The 22,793-nt window shown below is 35.3% G+C and carries 17 protein-coding genes; 5 read left to right on the top strand and 12 right to left on the bottom strand.

The window, feature by feature from the left end:
* Positions 1 to 2: 2 nt before the first annotated feature.
* Complete coding sequence (locus E0W73_RS11930) at positions 3 to 3,329, bottom strand: TonB-dependent receptor (RefSeq protein WP_208730538.1); 3,327 nt, start codon at positions 3,327 to 3,329, stop codon at positions 3 to 5.
* A 212-nt stretch (positions 3,330 to 3,541) separates the two neighbouring features.
* Entirely contained in the window at positions 3,542 to 4,681 is a 1,140-nt protein-coding gene (locus tag E0W73_RS11925; RefSeq protein WP_135222308.1) for a FecR family protein, read from the bottom strand.
* 162 nt (positions 4,682 to 4,843) lie between these two features.
* On the opposite strand from E0W73_RS11925, the gene E0W73_RS11920 reads away from it, so the two are divergent.
* Both E0W73_RS11920 and E0W73_RS11915 read left to right on the top strand, forming a co-directional pair.
* Positions 4,844 to 5,383, top strand: a complete 540-nt coding sequence (locus E0W73_RS11920; protein ID WP_135222307.1) for a sigma-70 family RNA polymerase sigma factor — start codon at positions 4,844 to 4,846, stop codon at positions 5,381 to 5,383.
* 7 nt (positions 5,384 to 5,390) lie between these two features.
* Positions 5,391 to 6,188, top strand: coding sequence for an alpha/beta fold hydrolase (locus E0W73_RS11915; RefSeq protein WP_244248478.1), 798 nt, complete (start codon positions 5,391 to 5,393; stop codon positions 6,186 to 6,188).
* 79 nt (positions 6,189 to 6,267) lie between these two features.
* Here the strand turns inward: E0W73_RS11915 and E0W73_RS11910 are convergent, their stop codons facing one another.
* Positions 6,268 to 6,642 carry a hypothetical protein gene (locus E0W73_RS11910; protein WP_135222305.1) on the bottom strand — a complete coding sequence of 125 codons (375 nt, stop codon included), beginning with the start codon at positions 6,640 to 6,642 and terminating at the stop codon, positions 6,268 to 6,270.
* 18 nt (positions 6,643 to 6,660) lie between these two features.
* Entirely contained in the window at positions 6,661 to 6,981 is a 321-nt protein-coding gene (locus E0W73_RS11905) for a roadblock/LC7 domain-containing protein (protein ID WP_135222304.1), read from the bottom strand.
* Between the two features lie 286 nt (positions 6,982 to 7,267).
* Between E0W73_RS11905 and E0W73_RS21425 the strand changes: the two genes are divergently transcribed.
* Entirely contained in the window at positions 7,268 to 7,411 is a 144-nt protein-coding gene (locus E0W73_RS21425; RefSeq protein WP_162847700.1) for a hypothetical protein, read from the top strand.
* Between the two features lie 462 nt (positions 7,412 to 7,873).
* On the opposite strand, the gene E0W73_RS11900 is transcribed toward E0W73_RS21425, so the two are convergent.
* The 6 genes from E0W73_RS11900 to E0W73_RS11875 all read right to left on the bottom strand — a co-directional run bounded on the left by E0W73_RS11900 (position 7,874) and on the right by E0W73_RS11875 (position 17,783).
* Complete coding sequence (locus tag E0W73_RS11900; protein WP_135222303.1) at positions 7,874 to 10,636, bottom strand: PD-(D/E)XK nuclease family protein; 2,763 nt, start codon at positions 10,634 to 10,636, stop codon at positions 7,874 to 7,876.
* A gap of 63 nt (positions 10,637 to 10,699) precedes the next feature.
* Complete coding sequence (locus E0W73_RS11895; protein WP_135222302.1) at positions 10,700 to 12,151, bottom strand: OmpA family protein; 1,452 nt, start codon at positions 12,149 to 12,151, stop codon at positions 10,700 to 10,702.
* 113 nt (positions 12,152 to 12,264) lie between these two features.
* Positions 12,265 to 13,458 carry a glycine C-acetyltransferase gene (gene kbl, locus E0W73_RS11890; protein WP_135222301.1) on the bottom strand — a complete coding sequence of 398 codons (1,194 nt, stop codon included), beginning with the start codon at positions 13,456 to 13,458 and terminating at the stop codon, positions 12,265 to 12,267.
* Positions 13,459 to 13,539: 81 nt separating this feature from the next.
* Positions 13,540 to 16,698, bottom strand: coding sequence for a UvrD-helicase domain-containing protein (locus E0W73_RS11885; RefSeq protein ID WP_135222300.1), 3,159 nt, complete (start codon positions 16,696 to 16,698; stop codon positions 13,540 to 13,542).
* A gap of 142 nt (positions 16,699 to 16,840) precedes the next feature.
* The gene (locus E0W73_RS11880; RefSeq protein WP_135222299.1) at positions 16,841 to 17,449 is read right to left on the bottom strand and encodes a lipoprotein signal peptidase; all 609 of its coding nucleotides are present in this window, start codon (positions 17,447 to 17,449) and stop codon (positions 16,841 to 16,843) included.
* Positions 17,450 to 17,567: 118 nt separating this feature from the next.
* The gene (locus E0W73_RS11875) at positions 17,568 to 17,783 is read right to left on the bottom strand and encodes a hypothetical protein (RefSeq protein WP_135222298.1); all 216 of its coding nucleotides are present in this window, start codon (positions 17,781 to 17,783) and stop codon (positions 17,568 to 17,570) included.
* Positions 17,784 to 17,964: 181 nt separating this feature from the next.
* Between E0W73_RS11875 and E0W73_RS11870 the strand changes: the two genes are divergently transcribed.
* Complete coding sequence (locus E0W73_RS11870) at positions 17,965 to 18,321, top strand: roadblock/LC7 domain-containing protein (protein WP_135222297.1); 357 nt, start codon at positions 17,965 to 17,967, stop codon at positions 18,319 to 18,321.
* A 30-nt stretch (positions 18,322 to 18,351) separates the two neighbouring features.
* The gene (locus E0W73_RS11865; RefSeq protein ID WP_135222296.1) at positions 18,352 to 18,732 is read left to right on the top strand and encodes a hypothetical protein; all 381 of its coding nucleotides are present in this window, start codon (positions 18,352 to 18,354) and stop codon (positions 18,730 to 18,732) included.
* 252 nt (positions 18,733 to 18,984) lie between these two features.
* Here the strand turns inward: E0W73_RS11865 and E0W73_RS11860 are convergent, their stop codons facing one another.
* Entirely contained in the window at positions 18,985 to 19,365 is a 381-nt protein-coding gene (locus E0W73_RS11860; protein ID WP_012022792.1) for a TraR/DksA family transcriptional regulator, read from the bottom strand.
* Between the two features lie 10 nt (positions 19,366 to 19,375).
* The gene (gene ileS / locus E0W73_RS11855) at positions 19,376 to 22,777 is read right to left on the bottom strand and encodes an isoleucine--tRNA ligase (protein WP_135222295.1); all 3,402 of its coding nucleotides are present in this window, start codon (positions 22,775 to 22,777) and stop codon (positions 19,376 to 19,378) included.
* Positions 22,778 to 22,793 lie beyond the last annotated feature (16 nt).

Here is a 22,793-nt window from a genome sequence, read left to right as displayed (position 1 = left end):
TACTATAATGATAAATTAAGACCAAAAACAACCTGTTTAAATAATGGGAATGAATCTGAGCCTCCACTTTCTGGATCTACATCTTTCAATAAATGACTACGGCTAAAAACAAAAGGATTATAAGACGTTGCATAAAGTCTCAGCGAACTTATTCCTGTTCTTTTTAAGAAATCTTGCGGCATAGAATATCCAAGTGTAATATTCTTGATTTTTATATAAGAGGCATCTACAAGCTCTAATGAAGATTGAAACTGTGTATTAAAACTACCACCTGGTCTCGGGAAATCGTTTGTTGGATTGTCCTGTGTCCAGTAACTATACGTTTCTGGCTGTGCTTCTTTGTTCCAATAACCCAAAACCTGAGCACGCATCATACCGCCATATCTTCCGTTTACAAATACAGTACAATCAAAGTTCTTATACTTAAATGTATTTTGGAAACCAAAGAAATAATCTGGAACATTGTTTCCTACAATCATTCTGTCTTTTGTAGAATAAACGTGTACTCCATTATCTGATACTCCGTTGGCATCAACCTGTGGCACTGTCTGCAGTTTTATATCTCCTGGTTTAGCGCCATACAAAGCCGCTTCTGTCTCCTGTCCTAATTGCCAGATTCCGATTTTTTTATAATCGTAAAATACTCCTCCTGAAGCAGGCGTCTGACCGATGAAAAGTCCTTCTGAAATTAATTCGGCAACCGATAAATTTCCTAAATCTATATTGGTCAGCTTTTCTGTAGCGTGTGTATAGGTAAACGAAGTATTCCATTTGAAATTTTCTGTTTCAATATTTCTGGTATTGATAGAAAGTTCAAAACCTCTGTTTTCAGAAGATGCAATATTAGATGTCTTTTTATAAGGTGTTTTCGCATCGTAACCTCCTGAACTGGTTGGGAGACGACGATCCCATAAAATACCATCAGTATTTGTCCAATAATATTCGGCTACTACGTCAATTCTATTTTTCAATACAGATATATCTAAACCTAAGTTTGTATTTGTTGAGCGCTCCCAAGTTAAATCCGGATTTGAAATATGCTCAGTAGGAACATACATTGGTAAAGCTGTACCACCACCAAGAGAAAGACTGCTTGTTTTTGTAGAAGTACGGGTCAAACTAGAATACGGATCAATATTTGCCGATCCTGAAACACCATAACCTAATCTTAGTTTCAGATTATTCAACCAAGAACTTGTTCCCTGCATAAAACCTTCATCGCTAATGCGCCAAGCCAAGGATGCAGACGGGAAAGAAGACCATTTGTTTCCATCTGCTAATTGAGAAACCCCGTCCCAACGATTAGTTAACTGAAATAAGTACTTTCCTTTAAAACTATAATTAAAACGACCAGCAAATGACATTCTGTTAGACTGACTGTAAGCATTCATTCGGGTAGTTAGGTTTTTTACCGATCCCATATTATAAAACTGGAAATCATCGTAATCTATACCGTTACCTCCTAAATAAGCCCCTTCAGATCTGCTGTCTGCCCAAGAAGTAATTCCTGTTAAACCAAAATCATGATTTTTACCCAATTTAAAATTATAGTTCAAAATATTCTCCCAGATGTAACTATAAGCCAGCTCGTTATTATAAGTTGCTTCGCTTGCAGTTCTGCCTTCCGTTAGCAGATTGTACGAGTTTTTGTTCTGAAAAGTACCTGCTCTGCTTCCAGAAAATCGTGTTCCCAAATTAGATCTTAACTTCAAATTTTTAGCAAATTCAAACTCCATGTAGGGATTAAATTGTACATTATAACTTAATGACTCATTAGCAAAAGCCCCAGGATAATTGTTGGCCAAAATACTAATGTTGTTAGGATCTCCTTCTATTGGATAAAGATTTACCACTCCATTTTCATCAAATGGCACTCCTAGCGGATAAACACTGTAGGCTTTATTAATTCTACTGTTTGTTGTGCTGCTCTTACGATAGTTTAAAATCAATTGGAAACCAGTTTTAAATTTATCACTGAATTTAAGATCAACTCCTCCTCTTGAATTGTAACTGTTTACTTTATCATTTTGATAGATTCCTTCTTCTCCAACATATCCTAAAGAAAGATACCCCTGCACTTTTTCAGATCCGCCCCTCATAAAAAGATTATGGTTTTGCTGTGTTCCTACCTGTAAAGTTTCATCAATCCAGTTTACATATTGTCCTTTTTCAATTGCAGCAATTGCTGATGCATTTAATCCTAAATCTGTTAAACTAGTTGCTTGGTAACCATTGTCTAAATAAAATCGGTCGCGTTTGTAGCTCAACCATTTATCACCTGTAAGCGGCGCCGGAAAAGAAGAGAAACCATTTAATCCGAAATAGCTGTTAACGTCGATTTGTGTTTTTCCTGCTTTTGCTTTTTTAGTGGTAACAATAATAACTCCATTCGCTCCAGAAGAACCATATATTGCAGTAGAGGAAGCATCTTTTAAAACATCAATAGACTCAATATCATTTGGATTTAAATTGTTAATGCTTGACGGAATTCCATCCACAATATACAATGGATCTTGGCTCGCTGTCAAAGATCTGTTTCCTCTCAATAAAACTTTTGGAGAAGATCCGGCTTTTCCGGATCCTCGTTGAATATCCAAACCAGAAACCCTTCCCTGAAGCGCTTCCATTGGACTCAGAACAGGACTCAGAACAATATCCGATGATTTCACTGTTGCTACCGCACCTGTCAAATCCTTTTTCTTGACCGCGCCATAACCCACAATTACCACTTCATTTAATGCAGAATTCTGTTCGTTTAAAACTACATTCAAAGAGATATTTTGCCCTACTGTTACATCTTTGCTCTCAAATCCGATAAAGGAAAAAACCAAAATGCTATTAGGACCGCTTACGCGAATTGTAAACTTTCCGTCCAAATCAGTTGACACCCCATTATTAGTTCCCTTTTCAATAACATTTGCTCCTGGTATCGGCATATTTCTGGAGTCTGTTACTACTCCCGTAATTTCGACACCTTGTGCAACTACAACTTTCTGAACAGTATTTTTTTCTAACAGGTTTGCCTTTTGTTTCTTTTTAACCAATAGAATTTGGCGGTCATTTATACTGTAAGAAATATCAGTGTTTTTAAACACTTCATCTAATATTTCGGTTATTGCCTGTTTTTTAGCATTAATGGTCACCTTTCTGCTCAGGTCAATTACGCTACTTTCAAAAAGAAAGCGGTATTCCGAAATAGATTCCACTTTATTAAACAGCTTTTCAATTGGAGCATTGTTTATGTTTAAGGTCAACTTTGTATTCTGCGAATAAACGCCTGCTTGAATCCTCATCAAAGAAAGCATCAGTAATAATGTCGTCAATTTCATTCTTAGACTAATTTTAGGCAAATAAGGACTAAGCCAATTCCTCGTAATTATTTTTTTCATAATTTTGGATTGATTTTAAATGATTTAATTTCGATACGTCGTTTGAAACACTTAAATCGGGAAATACTGGTACTATTTTCCGATTTTGCTTCTTTTCTTAAAAATTACATCCTCTTCATAAATTATTAGTTTTTTGGTTGGTTAATAAATAGTTAGTTTATTTTTATAAGCCTTCCTTCTTTTGTATAAGTAAAGCCCTGAATTTTGCTCATTGTTTCTAACACCTTGTCAATGCTTTCAATGTTTTTATTGAAGCTGGCATTAAATTTTTTATCTAAAATATCCTCTCTATTATTTTCAATCGTAACATTGTAAGCTCGTTCTAGTTTGATAATAATGTCTCTAAATGCTGTTTTTCTAAAAACAATCTCTCCGTTTATCCATTCTGTGTAAAAACGCGTATCTACTTGTTCTACAGCAATATCCTTTTTTTGGCTGCTCCAAGATCCTTTTTCTCCCGGAACCAACATTACTTTTTGATCCGAATTGGCAGCTTCAGACAAACTAACAGAACCTTCCATCAATACTGTATTAATATCCATATCTTCTCTATAGGAACTCACATTAAATTTTGTTCCTAAAACTTTTACATTTACACCTCTTGTTTTCACTATAAACGGGTGCACCTTATCTTTTGCAACATCAAAAAAAGCTTCACCTTCTAGAACTACTTCTCTCTTATATCCTTTAATAAACTGCACAGGATATTTTAAAGATGAACCTGCATTTAGATTTACCGACGTTCCGTCCGACAACTGTATTTTAAATGTTTTTCCGTACGGAATTTTAATTTCATTGTAAGCCAATTTATTAATTGCCTTACCCGAATGGTAATTGATTTGGTTATCTTTTTGAGAAGCAATCACCTCTCCGTTTTTCTTTATAATTTGCTGTTTTCCGCTTGGGCTCAAAATCTGTACATCTCCATTTTCTAACACTAGCTGTATGGCATCAGACGGAATCTCTGACTTGGTTTGTTTTCCATTTTTGAACTGAAAAAGATAACCTAGGCTTATTACACAAAAGAAAACCGCTGCATACTGAAAAATTGTTTTCCAATTGATGGCAAACGACTTTTCGCCAACATTTATCTTTTCTTTTAATTCTTTCCAATTTTCATCGGTATCTATCGATTCTGCATACAATAAAGCTTCTTCAAGCAGACCGTTATTTTTAAGATCTTTTAGCAGTTCTTGTTCTTCATTAGAAAGTGTTGGTATTTTCGAGGCATCAAAGTCTCCTTCGGACCTTATTTTCCGTAGGGCATTAATTAATTTTGATTTTGGAGTCATTTGTTTTTTATATAGTGTTTTTTATATGTTAGGAAAAAAGTTTTTTAGGGTGACAACAAATCAATATTTTTTGATTTTTTTTACACATTACAAAAAAAAACTAACTTTTTATTTTACATTTGGCTATGTAATCCATTACAAAACGATAAATGATATTGGAAGATGCTGAACCATAAAGATTTTAAAATATTTGAAGACTTATACAAAGAGCATTTTGTCTTTTTTTCTTTGGTGTCTTTTAACATTGTAAAGGATAGAGATGTCGCAAAAGATATTGTCCAAGATTTTTTTACTTATCTCTGGGAAAAAGAGGAAGCCCTAACTTTCACCATTTCATTTAAGGCTTACGGAACAAAAGCAGTCAAGAATTTAAGCCTGCAATACCTAGAAAAAAACAAAACCATAAGCTTACAAACCCAAAAAATAGTTCATCCAAAATCTGAAGAACAAACTATTTTTGAAAATTCAGAAGAGAACAAAAAGCCGAGAATTCAGACCTTGGTTGAAAAAATTCCTCAGGCCCGAAGAGAAATTTTCATCTCGCACGTTGTTGAAGGACTGAGTTACGCAGAAATTGCCGAAAACCAAAACATCTCGATAAACACGGTAAAAACACAAATGAAAAGAGCGTACGCCTCTTTGAGAGCATCGCAAAACACCGCTTTAAATTTTATTTTATATTTCATATGGCTAATAAAATAGCGTATTTTTGTTATATAAATTATCCATTTTGAATCAGACTTTTTACAAAAACACAAAAATATCCTATTCCGATACCGGAAAAGGAAAGACCATTGTTTTACTTCACGGCTTTCTTGAAAACAAAAAGATGTGGACAGAATACGTTACTCTATTTTCAGAAAAATATCGTGTTGTAACAATCGATTTACTGGGGCATGGCGAATCTGAATGTTTAGGATATGTACATGAAATGGAAGAAAATGCCAATGCTGTCAATCAAGTTTTAGAACATCTAAAAATCGAGAAAGCAATAATTCTCGGACATTCCATGGGAGGCTACGTAGCTCTGGCTTTCGCCGAATTGCATCCAGAAAAAATCCAAAAGATAGTTTTACTAAACTCCACCTCGAAAGAAGACAGCGAAGAAAAAAAGCTAAACCGAACTCGCGCGATAAAAGCAGTAAAACAAAACTACGCTAGTTTTGTAAGCTTGGCTGTAGCGAATCTTTTTAGCGAAAACAACAGAACACGTTTGGCTGAAGAAATCGAAAAAACAAAATCCGAAGCTCTTAAGACGCCACTTCAAGGAATTGTCGCTTCATTAGAAGGCATGAAAATCAGAAAAGACAGAGAAGAACTGGTTCGCAGAAATTTGTTTCCGATTCTGTTGATTTTAGGGAAAAAAGACCCAGTCTTAAACTACGATGAAACTATTGGGCAAATAAAAGACACAACCGCCGAATTGGTTTCTTTTGATGACGGACACATGAGCCATATCGAAAACAAGGAAGAACTTAAGTCGGTCTTATCAAGATTCTTTGAATAAACGAAAGTATTAAAATCGAAAAAGGCCATTTCAAATAATCCTGAAACAGCCTTTTTCTCATTCTTGGGGGCAAATATTGTTATAACTTCGAAGTAATATCTTTTTTGTATTTAGACAAAGTAGCTCTTGTCAACCCTAAATTCGCTTTTGTAGCATCTACCGCTAAGTAGATAAAATATCTGCCATCATCAGACACATCAATAATATGCAACTGATCGCTTAATGAAATTAAAATATCGTTGATTTTTTGATTCAATCCTAAAGCCTTAATCGCATTCATTTTAGCTTTTACAACTTCTAAGTTGTAAGCAGAAGCCAATTCCGGGTCAAAATCCGGATCAACAGTCAAAGAGCAATAAGCCATTCCTGTTTCAACTTCTGTAACCGAAACAGCAATAAATCCGTTAATATTTTCTTTTAGATCGTTTTGAAAGTTTTGTAAAAAATCTGACATGTAAAAATTTGGTTTAAATTAATTATTGAAAACGGTATCCATTCTGCGAAGCAAAAGGCCCATTTTACTAGTATCTTTAGAAAGTAGCGCAATGCAATTATCGTCTTGATCTTTATTTGCCACCACAATTCCGTCATTATTTTTTATCATAACTTGTCTAAGATCGCCATTATTTACATCTTCCGACATTTCAAGACACATCTTCAAAATCATTCCAATCATAGCAGCCACATTCCCATCATATTCTAGATTGACAGATTCTAATAAAATACCGTCAATATTAAAACTTAATCCAGATTCTGCTCCCGTCTCCTCTACCAACGTGTTTAAATCAATCATAACCTTCTTTTAACATTTTTAAGTTGGTCAAAGTTATTTTAATAAAAACAATTGTCCGATAAACACTTGTTAAAAAAACGGCGCTCTGCAATCACTTGACATACTTTTATTTAGAGCACAAATAAAGCTCTTCTTTAAAATAAAATCTGCAAAAAAAATTAACAGAAAAAACAAATATTATCAAAATCATAACAAATAGATTCATAAAATTCAATTCTAAAATTAACATTCAGGTTTCGTTTCATTTCAAGAAAGATTTTCTCTAATTTTGCAAAAAAATTTCCAAATGAAAACAGTAGATGAATTGCGTTTTGACTTAAATGTCAAGCTGATGAAGTTTAGAAGATTTAGAATTGAGAACGGAATTATCAACAATTCCAATCCAGAAGCGGCTCCAAAAAAGGGTTTCTTTAAAAAAATATTCAGCTAAAAAAGGTATAAAAAAAGCCGATATTCATTAAGATTATCGGCTTTTTTATTGATTTTCAAATACTTAAAAAACAAACTTACAACAAGTTATTCCATTTGTGAGGCCATCAAAAGTTCGTAGAGCCGATCCAATCTGTAACCGCAAAGCCATTCAAACTTTGTTTATTTTAATTTTAATTGCTGTGCCATCCGTTTTTGAGTTCAAATAATTATATTTTCATAGCTCAGAATCACCTAATCTATTTTTTTTATCAAAAAATCAGATAATTCTTAAAGCGAAAAATTATACCTCAAATTTTGCAGTATCGCATTTAAACAGCTTTTGTAAATAAAATCTCCATTTTGTTTATCGGCCGTTTTAAAAAAATGTCTTGAAATCAAAATTAAAGTCAAACTCACTGACATTGAAACCAATAACTTTTTAATTTGATTGAAATTCGCTTAACTAAATATTTGGTTTTGTTTAAATTTTCTCTTCAAACGGAATGTCGATATCGAAAATCTCACTTAATAAAGATGCTATTTCATCTAGGTAATAATCTAACATTTCTGAAGTCACGACCATATTCAATTCTTTTTCAGGCTTAAATCCAAAAGGAAGGAAACCTGATTTCAGATTTTTAAAAGAAACAATCCCAACTTCTATCGGCAAATTTCCAGCATGTTTTTCATACATAAACGCATAGGCAAGAACTTGAATTATTTTGTCATTTTTAAGCTCTTGAGTCAATCCGTTCCATGATTTTAGCACTACGTTTGTTTTCTCAACTTTTCCTGTCTTATAATCTATAATTCGTATTTTTCCGTTACGTTCCTCAATTCGATCGACATTTCCTTTAATCAAAACCGGAAAAGGCAGTTTTGGGTGACTAAACCAGCGTTCAAAAGTTTGTTCCAAAGCAATAATTTTTATCGCATCGTCGTTTTTCAAAGATTCCATTTCCATTTTAAGAAAATTAGAAACGTTTCTTTTTGCCACCTCGAAAGCCAAAAGATTTCGCCCTTTCTTAATTTCGCCTTCCCTATAAACGAGTTTGAATTGTTTTAAGACTTCACTATCCAAAAGCTTAAAACAGTTTGAAAGATCCTCCACAGAAATAAATTTTCCGACAAAAGGTGTATAAAGCTCTTTTAAGGTCTCATGAATTATGGTTCCCAAAGTGTTTAACGCTATATTTTCCTCAACCTCTTCAACTTCTCGAATTCGCAATATTTTCTGAAAATAAAACTCAATCGGATTTCGTATATAGCTTGTCATCGCCGATGGAGAAAATCCTGTATTTGCAATCTCTTTCAAGCGTTCAATTACCAATTCAGACTTCGGAACAACCATCGGACGGTAAGCATCTGCAGGCACAACAGGATTATACACATCAAAAGTCAGATTATGTGCTCGTTGTTTTTCAACTTCCAGCTGCGTAATAAAACGACTGCGCTCACCGGCGTCTAATCCTTCATTTTCTGTATTATAAATCAAATAAATATTTTTTGCACGCTGCAGCAAATGATAAAAATGGTAAGTGTAAATAGCGTCTTTTTCTTTATAAGTCGGCAACTCAAGTTCTTTTTTAACATCATAAGGAATAAAAGAATTCTGCGATTTCCCAGCAGGAAACTTTCCTTCATTCACAGAAGTGACAATCACCGTTTCAAAATCCAACACACGGCTTTCTAAAACCCCCATAATCTGAAGCCCTCTTAAAGGCTCTCCTTCAAAAGAAACTTCTGCCAGGTCTATAATCTGCTTGTAAACTGCATGAAGCGTATTGATGTTGTCTATATGATGATGCTTAGAATAATAATTTATGAGCTGATTTACGACTTTGTAAACGCCGTACACAAACGTTTTTGCTATTTTTTCTTCTTCATTATCATTGTTAAAATTCTCCTTAATTTTAACCAGAAGCTCAGAAATGCCCTCCAATACAGCAAGCGAGCCACAGTCCCATTTTTTAAACAACAAATTAAACAAAACAGAGTGATGCGGGTTTAATTCTAAAACCTTATTATGCGTAATAAACGTGTAATTGTTTTCCTTAATAATACGAACCAAGCCAGTGGCTCCGCAATAAGGCTCAACTAAAGGATGCGTCAGAACATCCAAAACATCTTTATAATAAAAAACGTAGCTGTCTCCTTTTCTGGAAAGCGCATTAGTATGCATTTTAAAAAGCTTGGAAACAAGAATTTGAGACGGATTATTTTTCCCAGAGTAACCCATTGTAATATTAAGCGGCCCTACAGAAGCAGGAAGCGAATACAGAATAGGAACCAAGAGATTTTCTTCTCCTAAAACAACCGCCACCTTATCGAGTGATGTATCGGGATGTTCCCTAATTATTTTTTCGATTATACTGCCAGCAATCTTAGCCTGCCCAATTGTTTTGGGCGTTCCAATAACACTAATATTCTTCTCTTTCGAAAAGTCATCAACAATCCATTCAAACGGATTTGCTTTATAATGCTTCCATGAAGCCTTAAAACGCCTTAAAAAAAGCCCCGCATCGTGATACGGATCATTTAAAAATGTTTGGTCTGCATCCCAATAAATTCTAGCTTGTTCAAGCGCAAGCAGGTGTTGCACAATTTTTTCCTCGGCGGCATTTAAGGCATTAAACCCCGCAAATACAAAATGACGATTCCCAATGGTGTTAGAAAAATGATTCAGATTGTTGACTGCCTGTCGATAAATCAAACCTTGATATCCGATAGACTTATTCAACAAATGATTATAAAGAGACTCATAGTACAACGGAACTATTTTCCAAAAATCAAAATAACTATCTACCAGTTTGGTTTTATTTTCTGGTTCAAGATTCCATCTTTTAAGCACCTCAATAGCATCAAGATAAGAGAACACATGAGAAGAGTCTAAAAGGTAGCGATCGATTTCATTAAAATCCTGCAACAAGGTTTTGGCCCAATTGGCAAACAGTTCAAAAGACTGCTGATTTTGCTTATCCGTAACAGACAAATACACTTCATAAAATTCAAACAAAAGCTCGATAGAATCTACCGCACGAATTCCGGCAACATCCTGAACGAAATCCTCAATACTAATAATTTCAGGAGAAAGAATTGTCTTTTCGGTTTCCTTTTTCAAAGCCTCAATCAAAAAAACCTTCGCTCTTTTGTTTGGCAGAATTATAGTTGTTTCCGGCAGTTTTTCTGCATAATCGCGAATTACAACAGTTGCTATTTTTTCTATGAAAGAAGTATTTACCATAGGATAAAAATAAAAAAAGCCATTCAATTAAGAATGGCTTTTAGTATTTATTTAGAAAGTAAATTAAAGTTTACCTTGGTATTTAGAACCAATGTGTCTAATTTCTGTTCTTCTGTTTTGTGCTTTACCTGCAGCAGTTTTGTTGCTAGCAACTGGTTGAGAAGATCCAAATCCTTTAGACTCTAAGTTTTCTGGACTAACACCTCTTTCAACTAAAGCATTTAATACAGCAGCAGCTCTATCTTCAGAAAGTTTTTGGTTTACTTTAGCAGAACCAGTACTATCTGTGTGTCCTTCGATAGAGAATTTCGCGTTTGGATAGTTTTTAAGGATTTCTTTAATAGCATCTAATCTAGCTGGAGTTTCTTTGTCACCAGTTTTGAAAGTAGCTTTACCTGAGTTAAAGTAGATAGCTCTAGCTTGAACTTTAAGATCTTCTAATGCTTGAGTACTTACTTCAGGACAACCTCTGTTGCTTGCAGGACCTGGAACTGTAGGACAGTCATCATCTTTATCAGCAACACCATCTTTATCAGCGTCTAATACTGGACATCCACCGTTTTCTCTAGGACCAGCAACTGTAGGACATTTGTCATCTTTGTCAGCGATTCCGTCACCGTCAGTATCAGGACAACCTTTTAAAGCAGCTAAACCAGCAACATCTGGACAAGCGTCATCTTTATCAGCAATTCCATCACCGTCTGTATCAGGACATCCGTTTAATGCAGCTAAACCAAATACATCTGGACAAGCGTCAGAAGCATCAACGATTCCGTCACCGTCAGTATCAGGACATCCGTTGAATTGTTTTAAACCAGCAACATCTGGACAAGCATCATCTTTGTCATAGATTCCGTCTCCGTCAGTATCTTTACCTCCGAATTTGAAAACTAAACCTGCAGTGTGTTGGAAAACTGATCTGTCAAGAGGTTTGTCCTCGTTAGCAGCTACAGCCCATTTGTATCTTGTAGCTAACTCAAGACCGATAGCGTCTGTAAACCAGAAAGTGATACCAGCACCTGGGTTAACAGTTCCGAAACTGTTATCTCCAAAGAAAGTGTAACCACCACCAACAGATAACGAAGGATCAATCACTTTAGATTTGATTAATTCTTGGAAGCTGTATTTGATAGTAGCATCAATTCCGTAGTACATCAAGTCACCAGGATTAGTAACAACGTTACCTCTTGCATCGTGACCTGGAGCAGATGGGTTGAAAGTAACTAATTTATCAATTTTGTTTACAGAACCTTGCAAACCAACAGAAAATCCGCTACCAACATATCTAGACACTCCAATGTAAGATAAAGAAGGAAGAATATTCCAGTTGTCTTTTACAGCGAATGGCTGCGAAAAGTGTTGATCAAAGAATCCGCTTCCTGAACCTGAACTGGTTCTTGTATCCACGGCATTAACTCCAAAAGAGATAGCCCATGGATTGTTACTGTCTTGCGCGTGAGAGCTTAAACCCATCGCCATCATTACAGCAACTAAAAGTTTGTTAAGATGTTTCATACTTAATTTTTTTAATTACAATTTAGTTAATTACAAGCAAAAGTAACACCAAATTTTTTAAATACAAAATGAAATGTTAAAAAAAACCTACAAAAATTTGACCAATGTGGTAATTATATAACTTTTAACATTTTACCGACAACTGTAAAAGCGTCTATTGCCTTGTCCAAGTGTTCTTTGGTATGAGCTGCAGATAATTGCACTCTTATTCGAGCTTTTTCCTTAGGAACAACAGGAAAGAAGAAACCGATTACATAAATGCCTTTTTTGAGAAGTTCGTCTGCCATAACCTGTGATAGTTTGGCATCATAGAGCATAACAGGCACTATTGCTGAGTCCCCGTCAATGATATCGAAGCCCGCCTTTTTCATACCCTCTTTAAAATAGTTCGTATTCCATTCTAAGGTATCTCGCAATGAGGTATCTTTTTCCAACAATTCAAAAACCTTAATAGAAGCCCCAACAATTGCCGGCGCTAATGAATTTGAAAACAAATATGGTCTTGATCGCTGGCGTAAAACCTCGATTACTTCTTTTTTTGCAGTAGTATAGCCACCCATTGCGCCACCCAAAGCCTTGCCTAGAGTTCCGGTAATAATATCAACACGACCCATGACATTTTTAGCCTCCAAAGTTCCTTTTCCACTCGCCCCGATAAATCCGGCAGCGTGGCATTCGTCAACCATCACCATGGCATCATATTTATCTGCTAGGTCGCATATTTTGTCAAGAGGAGCCACCAATCCGTCCATCGAGAAAACGCCATCGGTTACGATAAGCTTAAAACGAGTTCCTGCTTCGTTTGCTTTTATAAGTTGCTGCTCCAAATCTTCCATATTGTTATTTTCATAACGATAACGAGCCGCTTTACACAAACGAACTCCGTCAATAATAGAAGCATGATTTAAGCTGTCTGAAATGATTGCATCATTCTCTCCAAGCAAAGGCTCAAAAACACCACCGTTTGCATCAAAAGCCGCTGCATACAGAATAGTATCTTCTGTACCATAGAAATCTGCAATCTTCTTTTCTAATGTTTTATGAATATCCTGCGTTCCGCAAATAAAACGAACAGACGACATTCCGAATCCATGCGAATCTAAAGCATCTTTTGCGGCCTGAATTACTTCAGGATGCGAGGACAATCCTAAATAATTATTAGCGCAAAAATTCAAAACCGTTTCTCCTGTTGAAATTTTTATTTCTGCACCTTGTGGCGAAGTAATAATTCGTTCTTTTTTAAAAATTCCATTTTCTTCTATAGCCTGCAACTCGCTTTGCAGATGCTCTTTAATTTTTCCGTACATTTTTATCCATTTAAAACGTTAAATATTAACAGCTTAACCATAAAAAAGCTTCGTTATTTCTTTAACTTCTGATTAATTTTTTCACAAATTTACCACATCAATATCGGTACCTATATACACCAAAGCCCTTTTTAACACTTTATATCCTAAATCCTCAATGGCATCTTGATATTCCTGAATTTGCTGTTTGTATTTTGGATTTACGGCACCAGTTTTATAATCGATCAAAAAAGCTTCCTTGTTTTGATTTAAGACAATTCGATCAGGTTTTAAAATTTTACCCGCCTTTTGTACAATCGTCTGTTCATTCAAAACTTTAAGATTTCCGTTAAAGCAATCTATCAACTCTGGATGATTTACAATTTCAAGCAACGTTTGATTTACTTTTTGAACTTGGTCAAAAGTTATGAGCCCGTTTTCCATGGCTTTGGCAATCGCCAAATCGACATCTGACTTGTCTTTTACAAAAGCCAGAATCTCATGAACAATATTACCATACGAAATGGCTTCCTGCTGATGCGTCCCCCACATTAAAGCTTCTCGTTGCGCAATTTTAATATTCTTTGGATCCAAAACTTCCTCAACGGCTTCGATGGTTTTTATAGTATCGACAACTTTTTCTGGTTGCGAAAGCCTAGTATTGCTTCCAAATTCATATTCTAATTTTTCGGTTTCAAATATCTTTTCGTGCATTAGGTATTTAATAAAAAAAGACGCCATATTATTGGGCAACTCACCGTCTTTTCTTTCTTTCATCGCCTGCGAAATCACATACAGCTGCTCTTCTGCCCGTGTAAGGGCAACATACAGCACATTAATATTATCGAGCAGCTCTTCCTGTTTCTTAAGATTGAAAATCGCCGAAGCGCTTTCTCCAAAATTTTCCACCGCACTACTGTTGTCTATCAAGGCTTTTGGAATCCCCAAAGATTCTTCTTCCGCATCAAGCCATAATTTATCTTTTGGTTTTCTAGAATAATCCTCTTCTGCAAACGGCATTATGACAACCGGAAACTCTAATCCCTTTGACTTATGTATGGTCATAATCTGAACTGCATTGTTCCCTTCTGGCGACGGAATGCTGAACTTATGAGAATTCTTTTCCCAGTAATTCAGAAAATCAGCAATTCCGGCCTGATTTTTAATATCACGTTCCAAAACAATATCCATAAAAAACTGCACGTACGCATTTCTTTCCGAAACGTTTAAAAATCTTGAAATAATCAATTCTACTGCTTCGTACAATGATTTTTTCCTAACATCCGAGAAACAAAAAGAAACATCACAGCTTAAAAGCCATTGCTCAAAATCGGCTTCGCTTTTATAAGCCATTCCGTGAGCAATAAAATCATGAACTGGCATTTCAACCTCCTTATTAAAAGCGAGGAAATGAAGAAAATAGGCTTTAGATTCCAAATCGGCATTATTGTTTAAATAACGCAGCAGATAGACAATCAAACGAACTTCGGCCGCATTCTGAATCATTAAAGTTTCTGAAGATATAATTGGAATGTTTTGTTCTGTCAAATAATTTGCAACCAAGACTCCTTGATCTCTTTTACGTGTCAGGATCACAATGTCTCGATACTCAAAACCTTGTTTTACAACTTTTTGAATTGTATTTAAAACCGCCAGAACATACAAATCCGATTTTTCAATTGCATCTTCCTCATCAACGCCATCTTCTTTTTCTATTATTGGAAGAAAACTCAAATTGACATATCCGCCTTTTTTTGAATTTGAATTCTGAAAACTATGATTTTCGTATAAATCCTTATAATCAAGATTTTCAAATTCAGACGAAATCAATTTAAAGAAAGCATTATTAAAATCAATCACCTGACTATAACTTCGGTAGTTTGTATCTAAATGCCTCAATTCTTTTTCATGGTGAAAAAATTCAAAATCTTCTTTCCCTAATTCTATAAACTGCTCAGCTTTTCCGCCACGCCATCTGTAAATAGATTGTTTCGGATCTCCAACAATCATTAACGTTCCTTTATTTCCTGCATCGTCTTGACCTGAAAGCGAATTATGGATCAGCGGAATCAAATTGTTCCACTGCATTTCTGAAGTATCCTGAAATTCATCAATAAAAAAATGACGATAACGCTCTCCAAGACGTTCATAAATAAAAGGCGCAGGCTGCTCTTGAATTTCGCGATGAATGATTGCATTAAATTCTGAAATCGAAAGAATATTTTGTTCCGATTGAATTTTTGCCAACTCATTGCTCACAGTATTGAGAAGCGAAAGTGGTGTTATATTTTTAAGGAAGGCCTTATAGAAATCACGTTTTTCAAAATTCTTATAAACTCCTTCAAGAATTTTCAGCAAATCGGGAATAATGTTTTCAATCAATGCTCGATCTTTTGCCGTTTTATTGATTGCAATATCATCAAACTCGTGAAACATTTTATTCTTTGGATTGAATTTACCATCTCTGATGCTTTCCAGATGATTCGGAAAAGTTCCTCTTGAAAACGATTTCAAATCAATCCCGTTCTTTTCAATTAACGAAAGCGCTTCACAAGCAGATTCACTGTTTTGAGATTCTAGTTCTTTGCAGAGCTGCAGCATTTTTGCTTTGATTTCTATAAACTCCGAAATGCTCTTGTCTTGAAAATGCAGAATTTCGTTTCGATTGTTTTCATTCAAAACCAAGCGTCCGGTTTCGAGAATTTCGCGAGAAACATCCCAGCTTTTGTCATCATCGGTTTTTTCCATTGTAAAATCGATGAGCAGCTTGGTCAAGGTCTCGTCTTCGCCTGCTTGTGCGATAATCGCATCAACGGCTTCTACGAGTAGATTCTCCGTATCGAGTGTTACCTCGAAAGTCATTGGAAGATTAAGGTCATGCGCAAAAGCACGAATAACCCTATGGGTAAATTTATCAATAGTAGAAATATCAAAAGCAGCATAATTGTGAATTAGATGCTTTATGATTTCTTGTGATTTAGTTTTTAATTGAATTAAAGAAAGATTCGTTTCTCTCGCAAGATCCTCCATTAACTGAACCGCTTTAGGTGATGGGTCATCTTTAGCAAATTCGGAAAGACTACCGACAATACGGCTTTTCATTTCGTGAACCGCTTTATTGGTAAAAGTAATGGCTAAGATATTTCTATAAGCATCCTTTTGCTTAGAAGAAAGAATAATCCTGAGATATTCTTTAACCAAAGTGTACGTCTTTCCTGAACCGGCAGAGGCATCGTAAATAGAAAAAGACGGACTTTGCATAATTCTGATTTTTTTTGTATTGTAAAAATAATACAAAATATTCATCCCTCAATAATGAAAAATTCCAAATCCCAATATCTTTTTGCTGCGAATGCTACAAATATTGGGATTTGGAATTTTGAAAATTTTGGAATTTTTAAATTTATTCGTGTTTGGGAAAAGCTTTTTTATTGAAAACCAACAATATTCCGACTCCTGTAGAAATTGCTACGTCTGCAACATTAAATATGGCATTGAAAAACCTAAAATCATTTCCGCCAAAATAGGGAATCCATTCCGGAAGTCTACCGTGCCAAATCGGAAAGTAAAACATATCGACCACCAAACCATGAAACCATGTTCCGTAAGGTTCTGGCGAAAAAATGGTTGCTAGCGTATGATCGGTACTTGCATCAAAAATAACTCCATAAAAAACAGAATCAATAATGTTTCCTGTAGCTCCAGCAAAAATCAAGGCAATAGCGGTAATCAAATAATTAGATTGTCTTTTTTTAACTGCATCGGCAAGCCACCATCCGATTCCGAATACGGCAAAAATCCTGAAAACAGTCAAAATCAATTTTCCGTACTCGCCAGGAATCTTAGTTCCCCAAGCCATTCCTTCGTTTTCTATAAAATGAATTCGAAACCAATCAAAAACCTTAACCTCTCCAAGTTCACCTAAGACGAAATTGGTTTTCACATAAATCTTTGAGAGCTGATCGACAATTAAAACTAGAAATATAAGGAGGTACGCTTTTCGTAATGACATTTTATCTTTTTTTGATGGGCAAAAATAACAATTAAATCAAAAAAAACGCTCCTAAAGGAGCGTTAATTGTTTCTGAGCAAAACTAAGCAAATTAATCTGCTAGTTCAGAACTGCCAAATTATTTTTTTATTGCCGCACTTGCAGGTGTTTTTGGACTGTCGGAGAAAAAATCAGAAATAGATCTAAAAATCCCTTTGCTTTCTTTTCCGGCCGCCGCCTTTTTGGCTTCACCTTTTTTTACATCAGCTTTAAATTTAATTCGCAGTTTTTCGAATTCTTTCATTCTTTTCTCTACATCAGAGTTCACATCCTTGAATTTCAATACTTTAGCCATAGTGTAAGTTTTTTATAGTAAATAATTAAAATTATTAATGATTTGGCGTTACAATGATACATAATTTAATTTATATTTGTTAATAAAAATTAACACTTGTTTAGGAAGAATAGCAATAATTTTCAAAATACCATACCAAAATGAATTAATTCTAACAACACTCCCACAAATCCTACAAATCATGAATGAAATTACAACTACCTTAAACAATTTTTTAGTCGACACAAAAGCAACCGCCGCTTTGATTCTAAACGGAAAAGGAAAACTCATCACTTCTCTTCATCTCGATTACGGAGACAGCATTGCGGCAATGAGCGCCGCAATTTTATCAATGAGCGAAAAATTCTTAACCGACTTAGAGAAAGGCTCCTTGAAACAGCTTTACCTTAAAAGCTCCGAAGGAGTAGTGGTCGGAAACAAAATAAGTGATTCGAACTTTATTGTCGCATTTTCTAGAGAAGGAAGCAATCTGGCTTTGTTAATGCGATCAACCGAAGAAGTTTCTGCCGAATTAAGCAAAAATTCCCTACTGAAATAACATATCTATTAACAAACAAACCCAAGAACTATGACTAACGACTTTTTAAACGTGTTTTTAAATGAAATGAAAACCAACGTAAACGGCTTTATTGCTGTTGCTGTAACAGAGATAGAATCAGGATTGAGCTTTGGCAACCTTACTATCGACCCGAGTTTTGACCCCGAACTCGCTGCTGCTTATAATTTGGAAGTTGTAAAAGCTAAACTGAATGCCGTAAAAGCCCTAGGCTTGAATCAAGATATTGAAGATATTTTGATTACGCTTTCTAATCAAATTCACATTATCGATATTTCGCCAAACAAAAAATTCATGATTTATCTGGCTGCAGATGCTTCAAAAGCTAATTTAGGAATGACTAGAGCGATTTTAAGAAAACACAAATCTGAGGTCGAAAAGAACCTAGCGTAAATAAATTCACCCTAAAAAAGCCGCCACTAACCAAGGCGGTTTTTTTACATCTATACTGAAAATTCTTAGGTAATCTTACCTGCGTTATTCCTACAAAAAAATCAGTCTTTAAGTTTGGTTTATTTTGACTAATTATAAATAATTTCTTTCAATCAACTACAATAACCAACTAATTCAGGAACTTAAAAGATTAAACAAAAAACGCTCCCAAAATGGAAGCGTTTTTGTTTGAATTATATAGTAATTTATAATTTATCGTTGCAAGTTTTTAGCTTCGATACTCATCGTTGCGTGAGGAACGATTTTAAGCCTTTCTTTGCTGATTAATTTACCTGTTACTTTACAAATACCGTATGTTTTGTTTTCAACACGGAATAAGGCATTTTTTAAGTCACGAATGAATTTCTCTTGTCTGATAGCCAACTGAGAGTTTGCTTCTTTTGACATGGTCTCGCTTCCTTCTTCAAAAGCTTTAAAAGTTGGAGAAGTATCGTCGGTTCCGTTATTCAAATCGTTCATATAGGCACTTTTGATCAAATCAAGATCTTCTTGCGCTTTTTTAATTTTTGCCTGGATTATTTCTTTGAACTCCGCTAAGTCAGCGTCTGAGTATCTTGTAATTTCATCTATCATGGTATTATACTTATTTTGAAATTAATATCATTGTTCTAATATCATCAAACTCAATTTCTGTGCCGTTTTCTAAAGCGTCCACAAAAACCAGCTTGTCTGTTAATGTTTCTGACTTTATATAGTCTTCATTCTTTGAAACCGCATCTTCTAATATGCCGTCTCTTTTTATTTGTACATTAATTTTATCCGTAACCTCAAATCCTGAATCTTTACGAATGTTTTGTATTCTGTTAACTAATTCTCTCGCGATACCTTCATTTTTTAATTCTTCGGAGATTGTAATGTCAAGCGCAACTGTAATTCCGTTTGAATTTGCAACCAGCCAACCTTCGATATCTTGCGATGTTATTTCGACGTCTTCTAATGATAAAGTTACACTATTTCCTGCAATTACAATATCTATCGTACCTTGCTTGTCCAATTGATTGATTTGTTCTGCAGAAAAACCTTGTATCTCCTTAGAAATCAATCCCATATCTTTACCAAAACGAGGTCCAAGAGCTTTAAAATTAGGCTTAATTTGTTTTACCAAAATACCTGACGCATCGTCTAAAAGTTCGATTTCTTTCACGTTTACCTCTGCTTTTACCAGGTCAGAAATCGCTTCGATTTCAGCACGCTGTTTCTCGTCAAGTACTGGAATCATTACCTTTTGCAGAGGTTGACGAACTTTTATCATCTCTTTTTTACGCAGTGATAAAACCAAAGATGAGATGGTTTGCGCCTTCTGCATTTTGCTTTCCAACGTTTTATTAACAAAGTTTTCGACAAATTTTGGGAATTCTGCCAAGTGAACACTAGCAAAATCCTCGGTTCCCGTAGATGATGTCAAATCTCTGTACAATTTATCCATAAAAAATGGAGCCACTGGAGCGCTTAATTTACTGACTGTAAGCAAACAAGTATAAAGCGTTTGGTAAGCCGCAATTTTATCTTTTGCATATTCCCCTTTCCAGAAACGACGACGGCATAAACGAACATACCAGTTACTTAGGTTTTCCTGAACGAAATCAGAAATGGCTCTTGTCGCTTTTGTTGGCTCGTAATCTTCGTAGCATTCGTCAACAAATTTGATTAACGTATGCAATTCAGAAATAATCCATTGATCGATTTCTGGTCTTTCGTTTAACGGAATTTCAGCTTCCGCATATTTAAATCCATCGATATTTGCATATAACGAAAAGAACGAATAGGTATTGTAAAGCGTTCCGAAGAATTTACGACGAACCTCAGCAATTCCTTCGATATCAAATTTCAGGTTATCCCAAGGATTTGCGTTTGAAATCATGTACCAACGCGTTGCATCCGGACCGTATTCTGCAATTGTTTCAAAAGGATCTGTTGCATTTCCTAAACGTTTCGACATTTTTTGTCCGTTTTTATCCAAAACCAAACCATTCGAAACTACATTTTTGTACGCTACTTTATCAAAAACCAAAGTTCCGATAGCGTGCAAGGTGTAAAACCACCCACGAGTCTGATCTACACCTTCTGCAATGAAATTTGCTGGAAAATCTTTGTTTCCGTCAATCTTGTCTTTGTTTTCAAAAGGATAGTGCCATTGTGCATAAGGCATTGCTCCAGAATCGAACCAAACGTCGATTAGATCACTTTCGCGCTTCATTGGTTTTCCAGAAGCCGAAACTAAAGTAATGGCATCAACAACATTCTTGTGCAAATCGATTAAATCGTAATTAGCCTCAGACATATTTCCGATTTCAAAACCTTTAAACGGATTTTCTTTTTGGAAACCTGCTTCGATTGATTTTTCGATTGCATTGTACAATTCTTCAACAGAACCGATAATAACTTCTTCTGTTTTATCTTCTGTTCTCCAAATTGGCAACGGAATTCCCCAATATCTAGAACGAGATAAGTTCCAATCGTTGGCATTTTTAAGCCAATTTCCAAAACGTCCTTCACCAGTAGATTTAGGTTTCCAGTTGATAGTTTCGTTCAGGTCGAACATTCTATCTTTTACATCGGTTACTTTGATGAACCATGAATCTAGAGGATAGTATAATAACGGCTCATCTGTTCTCCAGCTGTGTGGATAACTGTGCACGTATTTTTCAACTTTAAAAGCTTTATTCTCTTCTTTAAGACGAATAGCGATTTCAACATCAACAGATTTCTCTGGAGCTTGTCCTGCATCGTAATATTCGTTTTTAACGTATTTACCAGCCAAATCACCCACATGAGAAGTGAATTTCCCTTGCAGGTCAACTAAAGGAACAGCAGTTCCGTTTTCGTCTAAAACCAACATTGGTGGCACTTCTGGTTTTGCTTCTTTTGCTACTTTAGCATCATCTGCACCAAAAGTCGGAGCTGTATGCACAATTCCGGTTCCGTCTTCTGTTGTAACGAAGTCTCCAGAAATTACTCTAAATGCATTTTCAGCATTTTGATATGGTAACACATAAGGCAATAATTGCTCGTAACGGATTTCTACTAAATCTGCTCCTTTTGCTTCAGTTAAGATTTTGTATGGCAATTTTTTGTCGCCATTTTTTACATTGTCAAAATCAGCTTCATCTTCGCTTAAGAAATATCCTTTCCCGAATTGTTTTCCAACTAAGTTTTTAGCCAAAATCACATTGATTGGCTCAAAAGTATATTGATTAAAAGTTTTTACTAAAACATAGTCGATTTTTGGACCAACTGTCAAAGCTGTATTTGACGGAAGTGTCCAAGGAGTTGTCGTCCAAGCTAAAATGTGAATATCTCCAAAACCTTGTAAAAAGCTTGGCAATGTTTCTGGCAAAGTTTTGAATTGTGCTACAATTGTAGTATCCGTAACATCACGATAAGCTCCAGGCTGATTTACCTCGTGAGAAGATAATCCAGTTCCTGCTTTTGGAGAGTATGGCTGAATTGTATATCCTTTGTACAACAAACCTTTATCGTAGATTTGCTTCAAAAGCCACCAAACAGACTCCATATATTTTGGCTTGTAAGTTACATATGGATCATCCATATCAACCCAATAACCCATTTTTTCGGTCAAATCGTTCCATACATCTGTATAACGCATAACGGTTTTTTTACACGCCTCGTTATATTCTTCGATAGAAATGGTCTTGCCAATATCTTCTTTTGTGATTCCTAATTCTTTTTCGGTACCCAATTCAACAGGCAGACCGTGAGTATCCCATCCGGCTTTTCTTTTTACCTGAAAACCTTTCTGAGTTTTATATCTACAAAAAATATCTTTAATCGCACGTGCCATCACGTGGTGAATTCCAGGTAATCCGTTTGCTGAAGGCGGACCTTCAAAAAATACGAAAGGTTCTGCACCTTCGCGAGTGGTTACACTCTTTTCAAATATATTTTCTTTCTTCCAAAAATCAAGAACTTCAGACGCTACAGTTGGTAAGTCAAGTCCTTTGTATTCAGTAAATTTTGTACTCATTTTATCCTTTTCTTAA

Origin of the sequence: Flavobacterium foetidum, assembly GCF_004634245.1 — a bacterium.
Lineage (GTDB): Bacteria > Bacteroidota > Bacteroidia > Flavobacteriales > Flavobacteriaceae > Flavobacterium > Flavobacterium foetidum.
The sequence above is the reverse complement of the archived record's forward strand: the minus strand, read 5'-3'. Positions and strand labels throughout refer to the sequence as shown.